This window comes from Eubacterium sp. ER2 (genome assembly GCF_000765215.1).
Taxonomy (GTDB): domain Bacteria; phylum Bacillota; class Clostridia; order Lachnospirales; family Lachnospiraceae; genus Claveliimonas; species Claveliimonas intestinigallinarum.
The window spans coordinates 1-17,497 of sequence record NZ_JPJE01000032.1 but is presented as its reverse complement, the minus strand read 5'-3'; the positions used below and the strand labels follow the sequence as shown (position 1 = coordinate 17,497).

Annotated in this window: 12 protein-coding genes; 8 read left to right on the top strand and 4 right to left on the bottom strand. The window is 54.7% G+C overall.

The features are described from left to right. Positions 1-10 precede the first annotated feature (10 nt). Positions 11-1,372, bottom strand: coding sequence for a CapA family protein (locus NI21_RS0111380; protein WP_197052625.1), 1,362 nt, complete (start codon positions 1,370-1,372; stop codon positions 11-13). A gap of 238 nt (positions 1,373-1,610) precedes the next feature. Between NI21_RS0111380 and NI21_RS0111375 the strand changes: the two genes are divergently transcribed. Beyond that, complete coding sequence (locus NI21_RS0111375; RefSeq protein ID WP_033126320.1) at positions 1,611-3,338, top strand: [Fe-Fe] hydrogenase large subunit C-terminal domain-containing protein; 1,728 nt, start codon at positions 1,611-1,613, stop codon at positions 3,336-3,338. A gap of 1 nt (position 3,339) precedes the next feature. Beyond that, positions 3,340-4,512, top strand: a complete 1,173-nt coding sequence (locus NI21_RS0111370) for a SpoIIE family protein phosphatase (RefSeq protein ID WP_033126319.1) — start codon at positions 3,340-3,342, stop codon at positions 4,510-4,512. A gap of 77 nt (positions 4,513-4,589) precedes the next feature. Here NI21_RS0111370 and aroA read toward each other — a convergent pair whose 3' ends face one another. Beyond that, the gene (aroA, locus tag NI21_RS0111365) at positions 4,590-5,909 is read right to left on the bottom strand and encodes a 3-phosphoshikimate 1-carboxyvinyltransferase (protein ID WP_052084077.1); all 1,320 of its coding nucleotides are present in this window, start codon (positions 5,907-5,909) and stop codon (positions 4,590-4,592) included. Further along, a complete protein-coding gene (locus NI21_RS0111360; RefSeq protein WP_033126318.1) occupies positions 5,896-6,999 on the bottom strand; it encodes a prephenate dehydrogenase in 1,104 nt (367 codons plus the stop codon). Before NI21_RS0111360 ends, aroA begins: the two co-directional genes overlap by 14 nt. A gap of 239 nt (positions 7,000-7,238) precedes the next feature. Here NI21_RS0111360 and NI21_RS0111355 point away from each other — a divergent pair, with 239 nt between their 5' ends. From NI21_RS0111355 to NI21_RS0111330, 6 genes are all read left to right on the top strand, one after another. Beyond that, positions 7,239-9,314, top strand: a complete 2,076-nt coding sequence (locus tag NI21_RS0111355) for a translation factor GTPase family protein (protein ID WP_033126317.1) — start codon at positions 7,239-7,241, stop codon at positions 9,312-9,314. A 231-nt stretch (positions 9,315-9,545) separates the two neighbouring features. After that, complete coding sequence (gene trkA / locus NI21_RS0111350) at positions 9,546-10,907, top strand: Trk system potassium transporter TrkA (protein ID WP_033126316.1); 1,362 nt, start codon at positions 9,546-9,548, stop codon at positions 10,905-10,907. Between the two features lie 12 nt (positions 10,908-10,919). Next, complete coding sequence (locus NI21_RS0111345; protein ID WP_033126315.1) at positions 10,920-12,362, top strand: TrkH family potassium uptake protein; 1,443 nt, start codon at positions 10,920-10,922, stop codon at positions 12,360-12,362. Positions 12,363-12,383: 21 nt separating this feature from the next. Continuing rightward, entirely contained in the window at positions 12,384-13,988 is a 1,605-nt protein-coding gene (locus NI21_RS0111340) for a hypothetical protein (RefSeq protein ID WP_033126314.1), read from the top strand. 83 nt (positions 13,989-14,071) lie between these two features. Then, entirely contained in the window at positions 14,072-15,004 is a 933-nt protein-coding gene (locus NI21_RS0111335) for an AEC family transporter (RefSeq protein ID WP_033126313.1), read from the top strand. A gap of 46 nt (positions 15,005-15,050) precedes the next feature. Next, positions 15,051-16,679 (top strand): Na/Pi cotransporter family protein, encoded by a 1,629-nt coding sequence (locus NI21_RS0111330; RefSeq protein WP_033126312.1) that lies wholly within the window; start codon positions 15,051-15,053, stop codon positions 16,677-16,679. 111 nt (positions 16,680-16,790) lie between these two features. Here the strand turns inward: NI21_RS0111330 and NI21_RS0111325 are convergent, their stop codons facing one another. Next, positions 16,791-17,213, bottom strand: a complete 423-nt coding sequence (locus NI21_RS0111325) for a hypothetical protein (protein WP_033126311.1) — start codon at positions 17,211-17,213, stop codon at positions 16,791-16,793. Positions 17,214-17,497 lie beyond the last annotated feature (284 nt).

Sequence of the window (17,497 nt, the reverse complement as noted above, 5' to 3'; positions counted from 1 at the left end):
TGGCATTTTTCTATATGGCGGATTTCAGGGGCAGCGCGGCTTTGACCTTCTCCACGCCCTCCCCGATGATGGCCTGGGTCCTGGCGGCGGACTCGTCCGCCTCAGCCTTGATGCTGGAAAGTCCGGTGGTCTCCTCCAGGGAGGAGGTGTCATTTACCGGGAGGACCGCGAAGGCGGCGCCGGCGTCGGTCTCATAGCGGTACGTCCACATGGGAGTGAAGGCCGCGTCTGTGAGTGTGACCTTTCCCTTCTTGTCGCTGGAGAGAGTCAGTGTCAGCAGGTAGCTGTCCTCTGTCTCGCCGGTGGGCATTTCCGCCTGCATGTATTCGCTGCGCTGGTTGGAGAGGAAATTTCCGATGGCGTAGCAGCAGAGCATCTGGTGCTCCCCGTCCGATGAGGTGAGTACGTCTACCGGCTGGATCACGTGGGGATGGCTGCCGATGAGGGTGTCGATGCCCATATCGCAGAGCCTTTGGGCCATATCTGTCTGCTCCTGGGACTGCTGGGTCTGATACTCTGTGCCCCAGTGCATGTAGGCGATGGTGTACTGGAAGCCCTCCTCCTTCATGGCGGCCAGTGAGGCCTCCACCTCGCTGTAAAATACATCCGGATTGCTGGGATCAAAGGAGTTGATAAGAGGAGCGGCTGCGTCAGACAGGGCAATACCGTTGATGGACTTGGAGCCACTCCCGGCGGTGGTCTCGTACACATAGCTGAGCACGCCCACTTTGATGCCGTTTACATCGACTACATTGTATTTCTTGTGGTCTGTATCCGGCCGGGTGCCCATGTACTGGAGATTTTTCTGGCTCAGGACCTCCATGGTGCGGGCAAGTCCCTCGTCCAGCCTGTCGTACACATGGTTGCTGGCCAGGTTGACCATGTCAAATCCGTCTGCGGCCAGCGCGTCAGCCAGCGCGTCCGGGGCCTTGAACATGGGATAGCCGCTGTACCCGGCCTCCTCACCGGCCAGGGAGGTCTCCATGGTGACTGTGGAGAAATCAGCCGACTCAAGGAGCGGGCGGCAGTGGTCGAATATAGATGTGTAATCGTAGGTGCCGTCCGACGAATTCAGATACACGCCTGACTCCAGAAAGGGCAGGTGAAAGACAATATCTCCCGCCGCTGTCCAGGTGGCAGTGGACGGCGTATAAGTCTGAGCCTGGGCGCTGACAGGCTCCGCTTTCCTGTCATCCGCCTTTTTTGCGCCTGACGGAAAGAAGACAGACAGGAGAGCGGCAGCCGCGATGCCGAGGATAATGGTGACAAAGACGAAAAGAAAGAATTTCTGGTCATTTTTCCTCCGGGAATGAGTTCTGGAGCGCCGTACCTCCTGGACAGCCCGCTCCCTGGCCTCCTGGGCCTGTTGCATTTCCCGGGCTTTTTTTCTGTGGTTTTCAAATTCAGACATCTTTTTTGTTTGAACCGATATTTTGCGATGGAAATACCGGCTCCCCTCCCTCTTATGTAATACTTATATTGTACGTCTGCTTCTGTATAAAAACAAGTCCTGTGGGGTGCTGATTTCAGCCTTTTTCGTTGCCCTGCCTGCACCCGGGATGCTATAATATGCATAAATATGGAAAGAGCGCTGTAAAAGGAGGGCAAAGGTGAGAGTTATAGATTTTAAGGATGCAAGCTGCCGTCACTGCTATAAATGTGTGCGGCACTGTGAGGTGAAGGCGATCTCCGTGCAGAATGAGCAGGCCCACATCATGAAGGATCACTGTATCAACTGCGGCCACTGTCTGGAGGTCTGTCCCCAGAACGCAAAGAAGTTTGCCAGCGATATGGACAGGGTACGTGGATATCTGCGCCAGGGAATGAAGGTGATCATCTCCATTGCGCCCTCCTACCTGGGGGTGCTGGACTACGAACGCCCGGGACAGGTCGTCTCAGCTCTCAAAAAGCTGGGATTTTACGCAGTCAGGGAGACAGCTGAGGGGGCGGCTCTTGTGACGGCCGAGTATCAGAAGCTGCTGCGGGCCGGGGAGATGACCAATATCATCACTACCTGCTGCCCCAGCGTCAATGACCTGATCGAGAAATATTACCCGGAGCTGGTGCCTCTGATGGCGCCTGTGGTGTCCCCCATGATCGCCCACGGGCGGCTGATCCGGCAGATCTACGGGGAGGATGTGAAGGTGGTCTTCCTGGGACCCTGCATTGCCAAGAAGGCGGAGGCCGAGGGGGACGAGCGGGTGAGCGGAGCGGTGGACGCCATCCTGACCTTTGAGGAAGTGGTGAAGTGGTGGGAGATGGCGGGGATTCATGTGTCTGCCTGCGAGGATGAGCCCCTGGCAAATCCCTGCCCTATGGTCAATCAGCTCTACCCGGTGGGGGGAGGCATCATCCACTCTGTGCTGGCAGGACCGGGAGCACCCCTGGAGGGGCAGGGGGGCTACTACAAGGTGGCTGTGGACGGCCTGTCAGCCTGCATGGAGCTTTTTGAGGAGCTGAAAAAAGGGGAGATACAGGGCTGCTTTTTTGAGGTAAACGTGTGCGAGGGGGGCTGCGTCAAGGGACCTGCCTCAGACAAATGGAACCGCTCTGCGGTCCGGGCCAAGATGGACGTGGAGAGGCATGCGGTAAAGCGGGGGCCGGCAGAGGAGACCAGCGGAACCAATGTAGACATGCACAAGACTTTTATGGACCGCCGAGTGGAGGATCCGGCGCCAACGGAGGAGCAGATGGAGGATGTGCTCCGGGCCATGGGAAAATACACGAAGTCCGATGAGCTCAACTGCGGAGCCTGTGGCTATCCCAGCTGCCGGGCCAAGGCCACGGCCGTTTTCCAGGGGAAGGCGGAGATCGGCATGTGCCTTCCCAACGCGGTGGCCCAGGCGGAGTCCATGTCCAATGTCGTCATGGACGTGACGCCCAGCATGATCCTCATTGTGGACAGCCAGATGCGGATACGGGAGTGCAACAAAAAGGCTCTGAAGATTCTGGAGGTCTCCAGGGAGGAGGCGCTGGAGCGGTACATATTTGAGTTTATCGAGTCGGACGATATAGATCAGGTGCTGGATACGAGGGAGCCAATCATCCGGAAGAAAATTCGCCTGGAGCCTGCTGGTCTGCCTGTGGTGGAGAGCATCATTTACATAGACAGGCTGGAGTCTGTGCTTGTCACCTATCAGGACGTGTCCAGGGAGGAGAAGGCGAAGGAGCAGCATTACCACCTGAAAATGGAGACAGTGGAGATGGCCCAGAAGGTTATTGACAAGCAGATGATGGTGGCGCAGGAGATTGCCGGGCTCCTGGGGGAGACAACGGCGGAGACCAAGGTGACCCTGTCCAAGCTGCGGGACTCCATTTTGTTTGAAGAGGAAGATTGATATGAGTGTTTGTCTGGATATTTCGTGGAAAAGCCTGAATAAACATAATGAAGAGCTGTGCGGCGACAAGGTGGAGGTGCTGCACACAGAGAATGCAGATATTGTGATCCTGGCAGACGGCATGGGAAGTGGCGTGAAAGCCAACATACTGGCCACTCTCACTTCCAAGATACTGGGGACCATGTTTTTGAACGGAGCGTCCATTGAGTCCTGCGTGGAGACCATTGCCCGCACGCTGCCCATCTGCCAGGTGCGTCAGGTAGCCTATGCGACCTTCAGCATCCTCCAGATCTTTCATGATGGCAATGCCTATCTGGTGGAATTTGACAATCCGTCCTGCGTCTTTGTGCGGGATAAGAAGATCGTGGACTATCCCTATGAGGAGCGCTTTATAGAGGACAAGAAGATACGGGAGTACCGGTTTCAGGTGAAGATCAATGACTGCTTTGTCCTCATGAGCGACGGAGTGATCTACGCCGGAGTGGGGGAACTGCTCAATTTCGGCTGGACATGGAAGGACATGGCCCAGTACACCCTGAAATGTACAAAGGAGACCCTGTCCGCCTCACGGCTTGCGGCCATGCTGTCCCAGGCCTGCTATGACCTGTACGGGGAAAAGCCCGGGGACGACACCACGGTGGCTGTGGTCAGAGTCATCGAGAGACAGGTAGTCAACATTTTCACAGGGCCGCCTACCAACAAGGAGGATGACGAGCAGCTGATCTGCGACTTCATGAAGAGCGAGGGGAAAAAGGTGGTCTGCGGCGGGACCAGCGCCAATATCGCCGCCCGCGTTCTGAAAAAAGAGATCGTCACTTCCGTGGACTACGCGGATCCATCAGTTCCGCCCACAGCCTCCATCGAGGGGCTGGATCTTGTGACAGAGGGCGTGCTGACCATCGGGAAGGCTCTCAGTATCCTGAAAAAGTACGAGCAGGATGAATTTGACGAGGAGTTTTTCAATGAGCTGGATGCGAAAAACGGGGCCTCAATGCTGGCCAAGCTCATTATCGAGGAGTGCACGGACCTCCACCTTTTTGTGGGGAAGGCCCTGAATCCGGCCCACCAGAACTCCAATCTGCCCTTTGACCTGAGCGTCAGGATGAACCTGGTGGAGCAGCTGAAGGACTGCGTTCAGAAGCTGGGGAAGAATGTAAAGGTCAGATATTACTAGACAATTGACACAATAGCACACCAGTTAACGCAATTGCGGACGTAATACTTTTTAGAAGTATTACGTCCGCAATTGCGTTAGTTGAAATAATCGTAGAACCCCGGGAAGGAAATGTCTACACAATTGGCGTTCCTGATGCGGGTCTCACCGCCGGCGGCGAGACCCGCCACGGCGAAGGACATGGCGATGCGGTGGTCCAGGTAGCTGTCGAGGACGGCGCCGTGGAGGGATTTGCCGCCCCGGATGATCATGCCGTCGTCCGTGGGGGTGACGTCGCATCCCATGGCCCGCAGGTTGGCGGTGACAGTGGCGATGCGGTCGCTCTCCTTGACCTTCAGCTCTGCTGCGTCCCGGATCACAGTGGTTCCATCGGCAAAGGCGGCCAGAACTGCGGCCATGGGCAGCTCGTCAATGAGAGTGGGGATCAGGCCGCCCTCTATAGTGACACTGTGGAGGGAGCTGTGTTTTACGAGAAGATCGGCGGATGGTTCGCCGCCGGCCTGCCGCTCGTTCAGGAGGGTAATATCCCCGCCCATGTCGCGGCAGACTGAAAGAAAGCCCGCCCGGGTGGGATTGATGCCCACATTTTTGATGAGCAGGCTGGAGCCCGGTACCAGGAGGGCAGCGGCAATAAAGTAGGCTGCGGAGGAAATGTCCCCGGGCACCACAATGTCCTGGGCGAACAGCTCCCGGCAGGGCCGGATGGACGCCGTGGCCGTGCCGTCCTCATTTATAATAGAAGAAACATCTGCCCCGAAGCCCTTCAGCATCAGCTCTGTGTGGTTCCTGGAGAGGGCGGGCTCCGTCACGGAGGTGGGTGAGTCCGCGTACAGACCGGCCAGCAGGATGGCAGATTTTACCTGGGCGGAGGCCACCTTAGTAGTGTAGTGGATGCCGTGGAGCTGCCCGGGCTCAATGGCGAGGGGTGCGCAGCCGTTTCCCTTGACGCTGCGTATCCGGGCTCCCATCTGGGATAGGGGTTCCATGATCCGCTTCATGGGACGGGTGTTCAGGGAGGCGTCCCCGGAGAGGAGGGAGGGGAAATCCTGTCCCGCCAGGATGCCGGAGACGAGCCTTGTGGTGGTGCCGCTGTTTCCTGTATCCAATACAATTGATGCCGCCGGCTCCTGCTGCCCCTTCAGTCCCCTCAGCCCTCTCCCGTGAACCGTCACCTGTCCCGGGGCGGCCTCCACGTCGATCTGGACGCCCAGCCGACGGAAGCAGTCAATGGTGGAGAGGCAGTCCGCCCCCATGAGGAAATTCCGGATGCGGGTGGTGCCTTTGGCGATAGCGCCGAACATGACTGCCCGGTGGGAGATGGACTTGTCTCCGGGCACGGTGATCTCCCCGTTAAATGGCCGCCCGGCCGGGCGGATGATCCTGCTATTGTCTCTCATAGACGATATACCTGTATTTCTGCAGAAGCTCAGCCGCCTTCCGCGAGGAGGCGTCGTCATAGAACTCGATCCGCAGAACCCCTTCTTCAAATTCTCTGTTGTGCACAATACCTATATTCTTGATGTTGATGTTGTTGGACGCAAGAATAGTGGCGATGGTGGCAATTCCGCCCGCCTCGTCGATGATGTCGCAGTACACCGCGAACACCTTCTTGATGGGGCCCGAGGATCCTCCCGGGATGGAGTTGCGGTAATTCCTGGAGCTGTCAAAGAGCTGGTACAGCGCCTGCTCGTCCCCCTCATCCACAGCCTTTTTGGCCTCCACCAGCATATTGATATACCGCTGCAGGATGACGGAAATATTTTCCCTGTTGTTCAGGCAGATGTGCTGCCACATGGTGGGAGAGGAGGAGGCGATCCTTGTGATGTCCTTAAAGCCGCCCGCTGCCAGCTGCTTCATGAGCTCATCCTTTGTGTCCGTGTCCCGCACCAGGCACACCAGGCTGGCGGCGATGATGTGGGGCAGGTGGCTGATGGTGCCGGTGATCTGGTCGTGCTGCCGGTAGTCCAGCACAACGGGAAGCGCCCGCAGGCTCTCAACAAATGCCTCAAACGCTTCCACCTTTGCCTGTTCCACCTCCTCGGTGGGAGTCAGGATATAGTAGGCGTTCTCGATGAGCATGGCCTTGGAGTTGGCGTAGCCGCTCTTCTCCGAGCCGGCCATGGGGTGGCCGCCGATAAAGTATTTTCCAAGCCCCATCCGCTCCACCTCTCTGTGGATGCTGGTCTTCACGCTGCCCACGTCTGTCAGGACGCAGTCCTCATTAAGAAACTGGGAGACCTGCTTTAGGTAGGCGTTGTTGTAGGAGACAGGGGCGCACAGGAAAATATAGCTGCACCCCCGGAAGCTGTCGTCAATGTGGGTGGCCGCCACGTCGATGACCGACTCCTGGGTGGCCAGGGCCAGCGTCTCCTTGTTTTTGTCAAATGCGGTGATGGTGTAATCGGGATAGTACTGCCGGATGGCCTTCGCGATGGAGCCGCCGATGAGTCCCAGTCCGATAAAACCAATTTTTTTCTTCTGATCCATGTACTGTCAAATTCCTCTCTGTAAGCTGAAGCCGCCCCGTTTCATTCTTTGCTCCGGGAGAAGTCGCCTGTCCGCCTGTGAGCAGGCTTATGCGGCCGTCTGGTAAAAATTCTACTACGATTGACAGAAGTTGTCAAAAGAGTATTGAATTTGTAAAACTTGCATGAAAGAGTTGTAAAATCAGAAAATTTTTAGTACAATATACACATGAGATTTTACAAACGCAAGGAGGCAGCTATATGAAGGTTTACAGAACGGACGAAATCAGAAACGTGGTCCTTTTGGGACATGGGGGGAGCGGAAAGACAAGCCTTGTGGAGGCTATGGCTTACGTCTCCGGTGCTATCAGCCGCATGGGAAAGGTGACGGACGGCAACACCATCAGCGATTTTGATAAAGAGGAGCAGAAACGTAAATTTTCAATCAGTACGACACTGGTGCCCATCGAGTGGGAGAAGGCTAAGATCAATGTCCTGGATACGCCGGGATATTTCGACTTTGTTGGCGAGGTAGAGGAGGCAGTCAGCGCGGCGGACGCGGCGGTCATCGTTGTTTCCGGCAAGGCCGGCGTGGAGGTCGGCACGGAGAAGGCCTGGGAGCTGTGTGACAAGTACAACCTGCCCCGCATGGTCTATGTGACAGAGATGGACGTGGACGACGCCAGCTTCCGCGAGGTCGTGCAGCAGCTCACAGACCGCTACGGCAAGGTGATCGCGCCCCACTTCCAGCCCATCCGCGAAAATGAGAAGCTGGTAGGCTATGTCAATGTCATCAAGAACGCTGGACGCCGGTACACAGGCATCGGCCAGAGAGAGGAATGCGAGATCCCGGACTACTGCAAGCCCAACCTGGAGATATACAGAGAGAAGCTCCTGGAGGCGGTCGCGGAGACCAGCGAGGAGTTTATGGAGAGGTATTTCGCGGGCGAGGAGTTCTCTGTTGAGGAGATCCGGGCCGCCATGCGCACAGAGGTAATGGACGGGGATATCGTTCCTGTGGCCATGGGCTCCAACATCCAGGCCCAGGGCGTTGCCAACCTGCTGTCCGACATCGTCCGCTTCTTCCCCAGCCCGGACTGCAGAAAATGCGCCGGACTGAACCGGACCACCAACGAGATCTTTGAGGCTGACTACAATTTCTCCGCCGCTAAGAGTGCTTACGTGTTCAAGACCATGGTAGACCCGTTTATCGGAAAATATTCCTTCATTAAAGTATGCTCCGGCGTGCTGAAGGGGGATGACACGCTCTACAACACCGCATCAGACACAGAGGTGAAGCTGGGCAAGATCTACACCATGAACGGCAACAAGCCTGTGGAGGTGAGCGAGATGTTCGCGGGTGACATCGGTGCTATCGCCAAGCTGCCGAACACCCAGACGGGAGATACCCTCTCCTCCAAGACAACCCAGGTTGTGTACAGCAAGACCGACTACTCCAAGCCCTATACATATATGAAGTATGTGGTGAAGAACAAAGGCGATGAGGACAAGGTGTCCCAGGCTCTCCAGAGGATGATGGCAGAGGATGTGACGCTGAAGGCTGTCAACGACAGTGAGAACCGGCAGAGCCTTCTCTACGGCATGGGCGACCAGCACCTGGAGATCGTGGCCAGCAAGCTCCTCTCCAGATATAAATGTGAGATTCTCCTGGAGACCCCGAAGGTTGCTTTCCGGGAGACAATCCGGAAGAAATCAGACGTGGACTCCAAGTACAAGAAGCAGACAGGCGGACATGGCCAGTATGGACATGTCAAGATGCGCTTCGAGCCCTCCGGCGACCTGGAGACCCCCTATGTATTTGAGGAAGAAGTTGTGGGAGGCGCTGTGCCAAAGAACTACTTCCCTGCTGTGGAAAAGGGACTTCAGGAGTCTGTTCAGAAGGGGCCCTTGGCCGGATATCCGGTGGTGGGCGTCAAGGCAGTGCTCTACGACGGCTCCTACCACCCGGTAGACTCCTCTGAGATGGCCTTCAAGACAGCCACCATTCAGGCCTTCAAGAAGGGCTTTATGGAGGCCGATCCGATCCTTCTGGAGCCCATCGCGTCTGTGAAGGTTACAGTGCCTGACGAGTACACAGGAGACATTATGGGTGATCTGAACAAGAGGAGAGGCCGTGTGCTGGGCATGAACCCGGTCAGCGGCGGACGCCAGGTCATTGAGGCGGACGTGCCCATGACAGGTATGTTCGGCTACTGCACAACCCTCCGCTCCATGACAGGAGGCCGGGGTACATACGAGTACGCTTTTGCCCGCTATGAGCAGGCGCCTCACGATGTGCAGGAGGCGGAGATCGCCAAGAGGGCAGCGGAGGAATAAGAACACGCTCTTATCTATAGAAGCTTTTCCGCGAAATCATAGATAAAATGCAGGTGTGAAAATAGCACAAAAAGAGGCCGGGGCGGCATACATTTTTTTGTGATGTATGCCGCCCTTTTCATGCCTGTTTCCGTATTGCAGAGCAAATACAAAAGTGCTATAATCCTGTTGCTGTATATCGGAAATGTACAGAGGTTCTAAAGAGAATATGGGAAAAAGAGGTATAAAAAGGTGAAGATAGTTATCATTGGCGACGGAAAGGTGGGGCATAAGCTGTGCGCCCAGTTGTCTGAAGAGGATTATGATATCGTATTGATCGACCAGAACGCAGGGAAGCTGAAGAAAGCCCTGAACCGCATGGACATTTTCTGCATCACCGGCGACGGCGCGAATGTGGAGGTGCAGAAGGAGGCGGACGTGCCTCACGCTGACCTGGTCATTGCCTGTGCATCCACAGACGAGCTTAATATGCTGAGCTGTCTGCTGGCGAAGAGACTGGGGGCAAAGCACACCATTGCGAGGGTCAGAAATCCTGTTTATTACCGTCAGATAGGACTCCTGAAAGAGGACCTGCATCTGAGCATGGCAGTCAATCCGGAGCTGGCTGTGTCCCACGAGATTGCCAGGGTGCTGCTCTTTCCGGACACAAGTAAAGTGGAGACGTTTGTAAAGGGCAGAGTGGAGCTTGTCGAATTCTGCGTGCGCGCTGACAGCAGGCTGAAGGACCTGTCCCTGGCAGATATATACAGAAAATACCAGATCCGTATCCTTGTCTGTGCCGTGCGCAGAGGCAAAGAGGTCTTCATCCCCAACGGTGACACAGTCCTTGAGGAGGGCGACCGGATCCACATTGCAGCCACCCACAGAGAGCTTGAGAACTTCTTCAACGCCCTGGGCAAGAGGACAGGGAAGGTCAAGAACGTCCTCATCTGCGGCGGGGGAGGTGTCAGCTACTACCTGGCTCACCAGCTGCAGCACAGCAGGATGCATGTGAAGATCATCGAAAAGGATTATGCAAGGTGCGAAAAGCTGACAGAGCTCCTCCCCGAAGCAACCATCATCCACGGAGATGCCACCGACCACGACCTTCTCCTGGAGGAGGGGATCGAGAGTGCGGACGCACTGGTGGCGCTGACCGGGATGGATGAGGAGAACATTATCATGGCGCTGTTTGCCAGGACCCAGAACGTGCCGAAGATCATCGCAAAGGTCAACGAGGATTCCCGGGCGCAGATGGTGGAGGGGCTGGGCATTGACAGCATCGTGTCCGCCAAGAGCGTGACGGCGGATGCCATCCTGAGCTATGTGCGGGCCAGGAGGAAATCCATCAAGAGCGCCAATGTGGAGACCCTGTACCGCCTTGTGGAGGGCAAGGTGGAGGCCCTTGAGTTCCTGATCCGTCAGGAGTGCGAGTACACGGACGTGCCGCTCAAAGAGCTTCCCACAAAGCCGGAGTATCTGATCGCCTGCATCGGGCGGAAGGGAAGGATCATCATCCCCGGAGGAGATGACCGGATACAGGCGGGGGACAGTGTTGTCATTGTCACGACAGAGCGCGGGACAGAGGACTTAAGAGAGATGTTCCGCAGATAGAGGTAGACAGATATGAACAAAAAAATGATTTTACATATCCTTGGGAAAATGATGGGGGTAGAGGCTCTTTTGCTTCTGCTCCCGGCCTTTGTGGGACTGCTTTACGGAGAGGCCTGTGCGGTCTGGTTTGTCGTCACGGCGGCGGTCCTGTTTGTGTTCTTTCTCATGACAGGCCTGAAAAAGCCGCAAAATCCAGGGCTTTACGGGAAAGACGGGCTGTTTATCGTGTCCTCGGCCTGGATACTCTGGTCCCTCTTCGGGGCCCTGCCCTTTTTCCTGTCCGGCTCCATACCAAACTATATGGACGCGTTCTTCGAGACCGTGTCCGGATTCACAACGACAGGCTCCACCATCCTGAGGGATGTGGAGGTGCTGCCCCGCTGTATGACCTTCTGGCGGAGCTTTACCCACTGGGTGGGAGGCATGGGCGTGCTGGTCTTTGTCATGGTGCTGACAAATCTGGACAAACAGAGCTCTATCCATCTGATGAGAGCCGAGGTGCCCGGGCCGGAGAAGGATAAGCTGGTACCCAAAGCCAGAGAGACGGCCCAGATACTGTACGGCATGTATTTTGTCCTTACCGTGATCCTTGTCATCCTCCTGATGGCGGGCGGCATGAACCTGTTCGACTCCCTGATCCACGCCTTCGGCACAGCCGGAACCGGTGGATTTTCCAACTACGCGGACAGCGTGGGACATTTTGACAGCGCCTATCTGGACGGGGTTATCACCGTGTTTATGATCCTTTTTGGCGTCAATTTCAACCTGTACTTTTTTATGGTGCTCAGAGACTTTAAGCCGGTCTTCAAAAATGAGGAGCTGCGGGCCTATCTTGTGATCATCGGCGGCGCTATCGCGGCTATTACCGCCAACACCTGCCACCTGTACGGCTCTGTCCTGGAGGCATTCCGCTATGCGGCCTTCCAGGTGGCCTCCATCATCACCACCACCGGCTACGCCACGGCAGACTACACCCTCTGGCCCGTGTTCTCCCAGAGTGTCCTTGCGGCTCTGATGATCCTGGGAGCCTGCGCCTCATCCACAGGAGGCGGCATCAAGGTGTCCCGCCTTCTGATCTCCCTGAAGAGCATCTGGAAGGAGGTCAAGCAGATGGCCCATCCCAAGTCTGTCAATGTGGTGCGCCTGAGCGGGAAAAAGCTGGGGGAGGACACGATCCACAACGTGTACATCTACCTGATGGCCTACGGCTTCATTGCCATTGTTTCCGTCCTGCTCGTGTCCCTGGACAACTTTGACTTTACCACAAATGTAGGCTCTGTCCTGACCACCATTGGAAATGTGGGCCCGGGACTGAACCTGACAGGGCCTGTGGGAAGCTTTGCGGACTACTCCCTGTTCTCAAAATTTGTATTTTGTATTGATATGTTGGCCGGAAGGCTTGAAATATTCCCCTTTTTGATGTTATTCTCATATATGTGGAGAAAGAAATTCTAACTCCCTCAAAAAGGAGGAATTATGAAAAAGAGTAAAAAGATCATTCTGGGTATTGCGCTGGTGCTTCTTGCAGGTATCTACTATTATATTGCGCTGCCGGCAGTCAATATCCATTCTTCGGACACCTGGTTTTTCCTTCTCTTCCTGCTGGTGGTCCTCGCGGTTGCTTATGCCGCGAGGAAACGGCTGGGGAGAGGGGAGATCAGAAAGTCCCGTCCTATGAAGTTTTTCCTTGGACTGATCCTGGGTGTGGGCATCGTATATCTGGCCGGAACACTGCTATCTTCCCCTGTCATCAACGCAAAGAAATATCAGCAGCTTATGACAGTGGAGGAGGGCGATTTTGCGGAAGATATAGAGGAGCTCTCCTTTGACAAGATCCCGCTCCTTGACAAGGATTCAGCGGAAATCCTGGGAGACAGGAAGATGGGGAGCATGGTGGACATGGTCTCCCAGTTTGAGGCGGATGACATCTACAGCCAGATCAACTACCAGGACCGTCCTGTCAGAGTCACACCGCTGAAATACGCCAGCCCCATCAAATGGCTGACGAACAGGTCGGAAGGGATCCCGGCCTACATCCTCATTGACATGGCCAGCCAGAACACGGAGCTTGTAAAGCTGGATGAGGGGATCAAATATTCCACGAGCGAATATTTTAACCGGAATATCTACCGTCATCTGCGGTTTGCTCACCCCACTTATATCTATGGGGAGCTGAGCTTTGAGATAGACGAGGAGGGGGTGCCCTACTGGATCGCCCCGGTGAAAAAATTCAATATCGGCCTTTTTGGCGGGGAGACGGTAGGAAGAGTAGTCCTCTGCAATGCCATCACGGGAGAGACGACCACCTGTGATGTGGAGGACGCGCCTCAGTGGATCGACAGAGTGTACTCGGCTGACCTTCTGGTTGATCTTTTTGACTATTACGGCACACTGAAGCACGGATTTTTCAACAGTATCCTGGGACAGAGAGACTGCCTGCAGACAACAGAGGGATATAATTATCTTGCGATGGACGATGACGTGTGGATGTACACGGGTGTGACCTCCGTCAACGGTGATCAGTCCAACGTGGGGTTTGTCCTTGCAAACCAGAGGACCATGGAGACCAAGTATTACGAGGTGGAGGGCGCCACCGAGCAGGCGGCCATGGACTCGGCAGAGGGGCAGGTACAAAATCTCAAGTACCAGGCAACCTTCCCGCTGCTGCTGAATATAGCGGATGAGCCCACCTATTTTATCGCTCTGAAGGACGACGCCGGACTGGTGAAAAAGTACGCCATGGTCAATGTGCAGAAATACCAGATCGTGGCCATCGGGGACAGCGTCAGCGAGTGCCAGGAAAACTACCGTGAGCTCCTGGTGAGCAATGGCATCAAAGAGGAAGAGGAGGCTGAGGTGGCTGAGACTATGACAGTCACCGGTGTGATCACCCGGATGGCGGAGGCTGTGGTGGACGGCAACTCCCACTACTACGTCATGGTGGAGGGCTCCGAAGAGATCTTCGATGTGCCGGTGGCGGACTGCCTGGATATCATCCGGTACCAGGAGGGGGACAGTGTCACCCTGGAGTACCAGGAGGGAACGCCGGCCAACACAGTTACGGCCGTGAAGCAGCAGTAGGGATTTTGGCGCGGAGGATGCACGATAAAGAGCTTTGCGATAAAGAATTCATTACAAAGGAGAAGTGAGATGAAAGAGACACCATGGAGATAAGCATACTGCTGGCAGAGCAGATCGCAGTCCTGTTCCTCATGGGCCTGGTGGGCTTTCTGACAGTGAAATCAGGAAAATTTAAAGAGGAGGACAGCAGGATCATCTCCAACATGGTGGTGTATATCTGCTCCCCCTGTGTGGTCATCAACGCGTTTCAGATTGATTTTACATCAGATAAGCTGATGGGCTTCCTGCTGGCGGGGGCGGCCTGCATCCTTGTCCATATCATACTGATCGGAGGGGGGCGGCTCCTGGCGGGGCCTCTGCACTTTAACGGGATCGAGAAGGCGTCTGTGGAGTACAGCAACGCGGGCAACCTGATCGTTCCCCTTGTGTCCGCGGTGCTGGGAGAGCAGTGGGTCTTCTACACCACCGCGTACATTATCGTGCAGACGATCCTGATCTGGACTCACGGACAGTCCGTGATCTGCCAGGGACAGGAGAAGAACTGGAGGAAGATCCTCCTCAATCCGAACATCATAGCGATTGTCATCGGGTTTATCCTCTTTGCCACCGGTATTCGCCTTCCCTATATCGTTGGCGAGTGTGTCGGCGGTTTTGGGGACATGATCGGCCCGGCCAGCATGCTGGCGGTGGGCATGATCATCGGGAATGTGGACCTGGGATGGGTGTTCCGGCAGAAGAGGCCCTACTTTATCTGCTTTATACGCCTGGTCTTCTTTCCGGTCATAGCTATACTGATTTTTACCTTCAGCGGGGCAGTGAGCCTGCATCAGGATGCGGAGTACATCCTGATGGTAGTGCTCCTGGCCACAAGCGCGCCGGCGGCGGTCATGGTGACACAGCTGGCCCAGATCCACGGCAGGGACGCCCGATACGCCAGCGTGATCAATGTCATGTCCGTGATCTTCTGTATTGTTACGATGCCTCTGATGGTGCTTCTCTATGAGGCGCTCATCTGACAGGCTTTGTATAAAAATTTGAAAAAACAAAGGATGGAAAAAAGAAATGGGAATTACAGAGGTTTTGCAGCTGCTTGGGGGTCTTGCTCTCTTCCTGTACGGTATGCAGATGATGAGTACCGGCCTGGAGACGGCAGCGGGAAACAAAATGAAGACGATCCTGGAGAAGCTGACATCGAACCGTTTTAAGGGCGTCATTGCGGGAGCTATCATCACAGCGGTGATCCAGTCCTCCTCGGCGACCACGGTTATGGTAGTGGGATTTGTGAATTCAGGACTTATGACACTGAGACAGGCAGTGTGGGTAATCATGGGTGCCAACATCGGTACCACCATCACAGGACAGCTCATTGCGCTTGACGTGGGAGCTCTGGCGCCCTTCTTCGCCTTTGTCGGCGTTGCCTGTATCATGTTTGTGAAAAAGGAAAAGGTAAAGCATATCAGCGAGGTTATCGCGGGCTTTGGCGTTCTCTTTATCGGTATGGATATGATGGGAAATGCCATGGTGCCCCTCCAGAGCTCCGAGGTGTTCATCAACTTTATGACCACCTTCTCCAACCCGCTGGCAGGCATCGCCATGGGAGCTGTGTTCACAGCTATCATCCAGTCCTCCTCCGCCTCCGTCGGCATCCTGCAGGCGCTGGCGACAGCGGGACTGGTGCCCCTGCACAGTGCGGTATTCATCCTGTTTGGGCAGAATATCGGAACCTGTATCACGGCTGTGCTGGCCTCCATCGGAACGAGGACAAACGCGAAGCGGACCACCATCATCCACCTCATGTTCAACATTATCGGTACCACGATATTTACGATTATCTGTATCGTGACGCCCTTTGTTGACTTTATGGCCACCACAGCGCCGAACAACCCGGCGGCCCAGATTGCCAATGTGCACACCACCTTCAACGTAGTGACGACCCTGCTCCTCCTTCCATTTGGAACCTATATGGCCAGCCTGGCGGAGAAGATCCTGCCGGAGAGCGAGAAGGAGAAGGACGAGATCAAGCGGCTCAAGTACATTACGCCCTTTGAGACCAGCTACCAGGTAGGTCAGGCAGCCATTGTCCAGGCTCAGGTAGAGCAGGAGGTGGGCCGCATGACAGGCATGGTGCGCCAGAATATTGAGGACAGCTTTGAGTCCCTGCTGAAGGGGGATGTGAGCAAGAGTGAGGAGATCGATGAGAGGGAAGAGTACATTGACTATCTCAATGTGGAGATATCCAGGTACATTGTCCACGTCATGTCCTCCGAGTCGGCCAGCCAGGATCTGAAAAATATCAGCGGCTACTACACAGTGGTAGGCAACCTGGAGCGGATCGGCGACCACGCCATGAATATTGCCGGATATGCGGTAAACCTGAAAAAATGGGGGCAGACCTTCTCGGAGGATGCCTTGGGTGAGCTGAAGAAAATGCGGGATATGTGCCTGAAGACGCTGGATGATATCCAGAACTTTACAAACGGGCAGAAGGATCATATCCTTCAGAAGACGGCCCAGAATGAGCAGAAGATCGACGACATGAGAGACGATTACAGAGACAGGCAGGTGGCCCGTATGCAAAAGGGAACCTGCCAGGCGGATACCGGCATTATTTACTCCGAGATCCTCACCGACTTTGAGCGGATCGGCGATCACGCCCTCAATATCGCCCAGAAGTACAACGAGATCGCATAGGCGGCTGGTATAGAAAAGAAGATAAAAAGACAAAAAAGGAGCTTCGGTCCAGTTTTGAAAACTGTTCCGAAGCTCTTTTTTCCTTCGCTCAGAATAAATTCCCCGGCTTTGTTAGTTTAATACCTTGCAGTCGGTCAGATCCACATCTGAAAGCTGATTCTTGTCAGCGCTGATGCTCACATAGAAATCAATGCCGCACTGAGAGGAGATCTTTTTCAGACGATCCACAAACTTCGGCATATCCTCCGCCTTGATGTGGTCCCTTTTAAGGATGCCGTCGATGAAGATGCACTCCACATCGTGGTTGGCGCTGTACATGCCGTAGAGGAAGCCTATGTACTCGTCAATGTTCGTGATAGCCTCGTAATCGTCCATGCATACAACGCGGATGTCAAACGTCACGCTGCTTGTGTCGCGGTGGCTGTTTTTGATGAATACTACGTTGCCGTTGCATGCCTTTGCCTGCTGATTTGCAAGATCGATCATCTGCTGGGTCTTGCCGCTGCCTTTGGGTCCTGTCAATAAATTTACCATGGGAAACACTCCTTTTTTATGTATTTGACATACGTATTTTTCTTAACATTTATTATACATGAATTTAATCAGATACACAATATAAATATTTGTATAGATGACAGAGAAAAAATGAGGGTGTCCCAAAAGTCACGAAGTGACTGAAAGGACACCCGACTATAAAAAAGGAGAACGGTTACCACGCCGTTCTCCTTTTTCCCTTATTATGTGATATAATAAGGTATGCTCACATTTAAAGATTATACTATGGATCAGTTACAATTACCACTGTCTTTTGAAGATTT

Bases quoted from the DNA above. Each gene is read 5' to 3' on its own strand.
- NI21_RS0111345 (WP_033126315.1), top strand. From the start codon at position 10,920: ATGAACAAAAAAATGATTTTACATATCCTTGGGAAAATGATGGGGGTA.
- NI21_RS0111355 (WP_033126317.1), top strand. From the start codon at position 7,239: ATGAAGGTTTACAGAACGGACGAAATCAGAAACGTGGTCCTTTTGGGA.
- NI21_RS0111370 (WP_033126319.1), top strand. From the start codon at position 3,340: ATGAGTGTTTGTCTGGATATTTCGTGGAAAAGCCTGAATAAACATAAT.
- NI21_RS0111330 (WP_033126312.1), top strand. From the start codon at position 15,051: ATGGGAATTACAGAGGTTTTGCAGCTGCTTGGGGGTCTTGCTCTCTTC.
- aroA (WP_052084077.1), bottom strand. From the start codon at position 5,909: ATGAGAGACAATAGCAGGATCATCCGCCCGGCCGGGCGGCCATTTAAC.
- NI21_RS0111325 (WP_033126311.1), bottom strand. From the start codon at position 17,213: ATGGTAAATTTATTGACAGGACCCAAAGGCAGCGGCAAGACCCAGCAG.
- NI21_RS0111380 (WP_197052625.1), bottom strand. From the start codon at position 1,372: ATGCAACAGGCCCAGGAGGCCAGGGAGCGGGCTGTCCAGGAGGTACGG.
- NI21_RS0111360 (WP_033126318.1), bottom strand. From the start codon at position 6,999: ATGGATCAGAAGAAAAAAATTGGTTTTATCGGACTGGGACTCATCGGC.
- NI21_RS0111340 (WP_033126314.1), top strand. From the start codon at position 12,384: ATGAAAAAGAGTAAAAAGATCATTCTGGGTATTGCGCTGGTGCTTCTT.
- NI21_RS0111335 (WP_033126313.1), top strand. From the start codon at position 14,072: ATGGAGATAAGCATACTGCTGGCAGAGCAGATCGCAGTCCTGTTCCTC.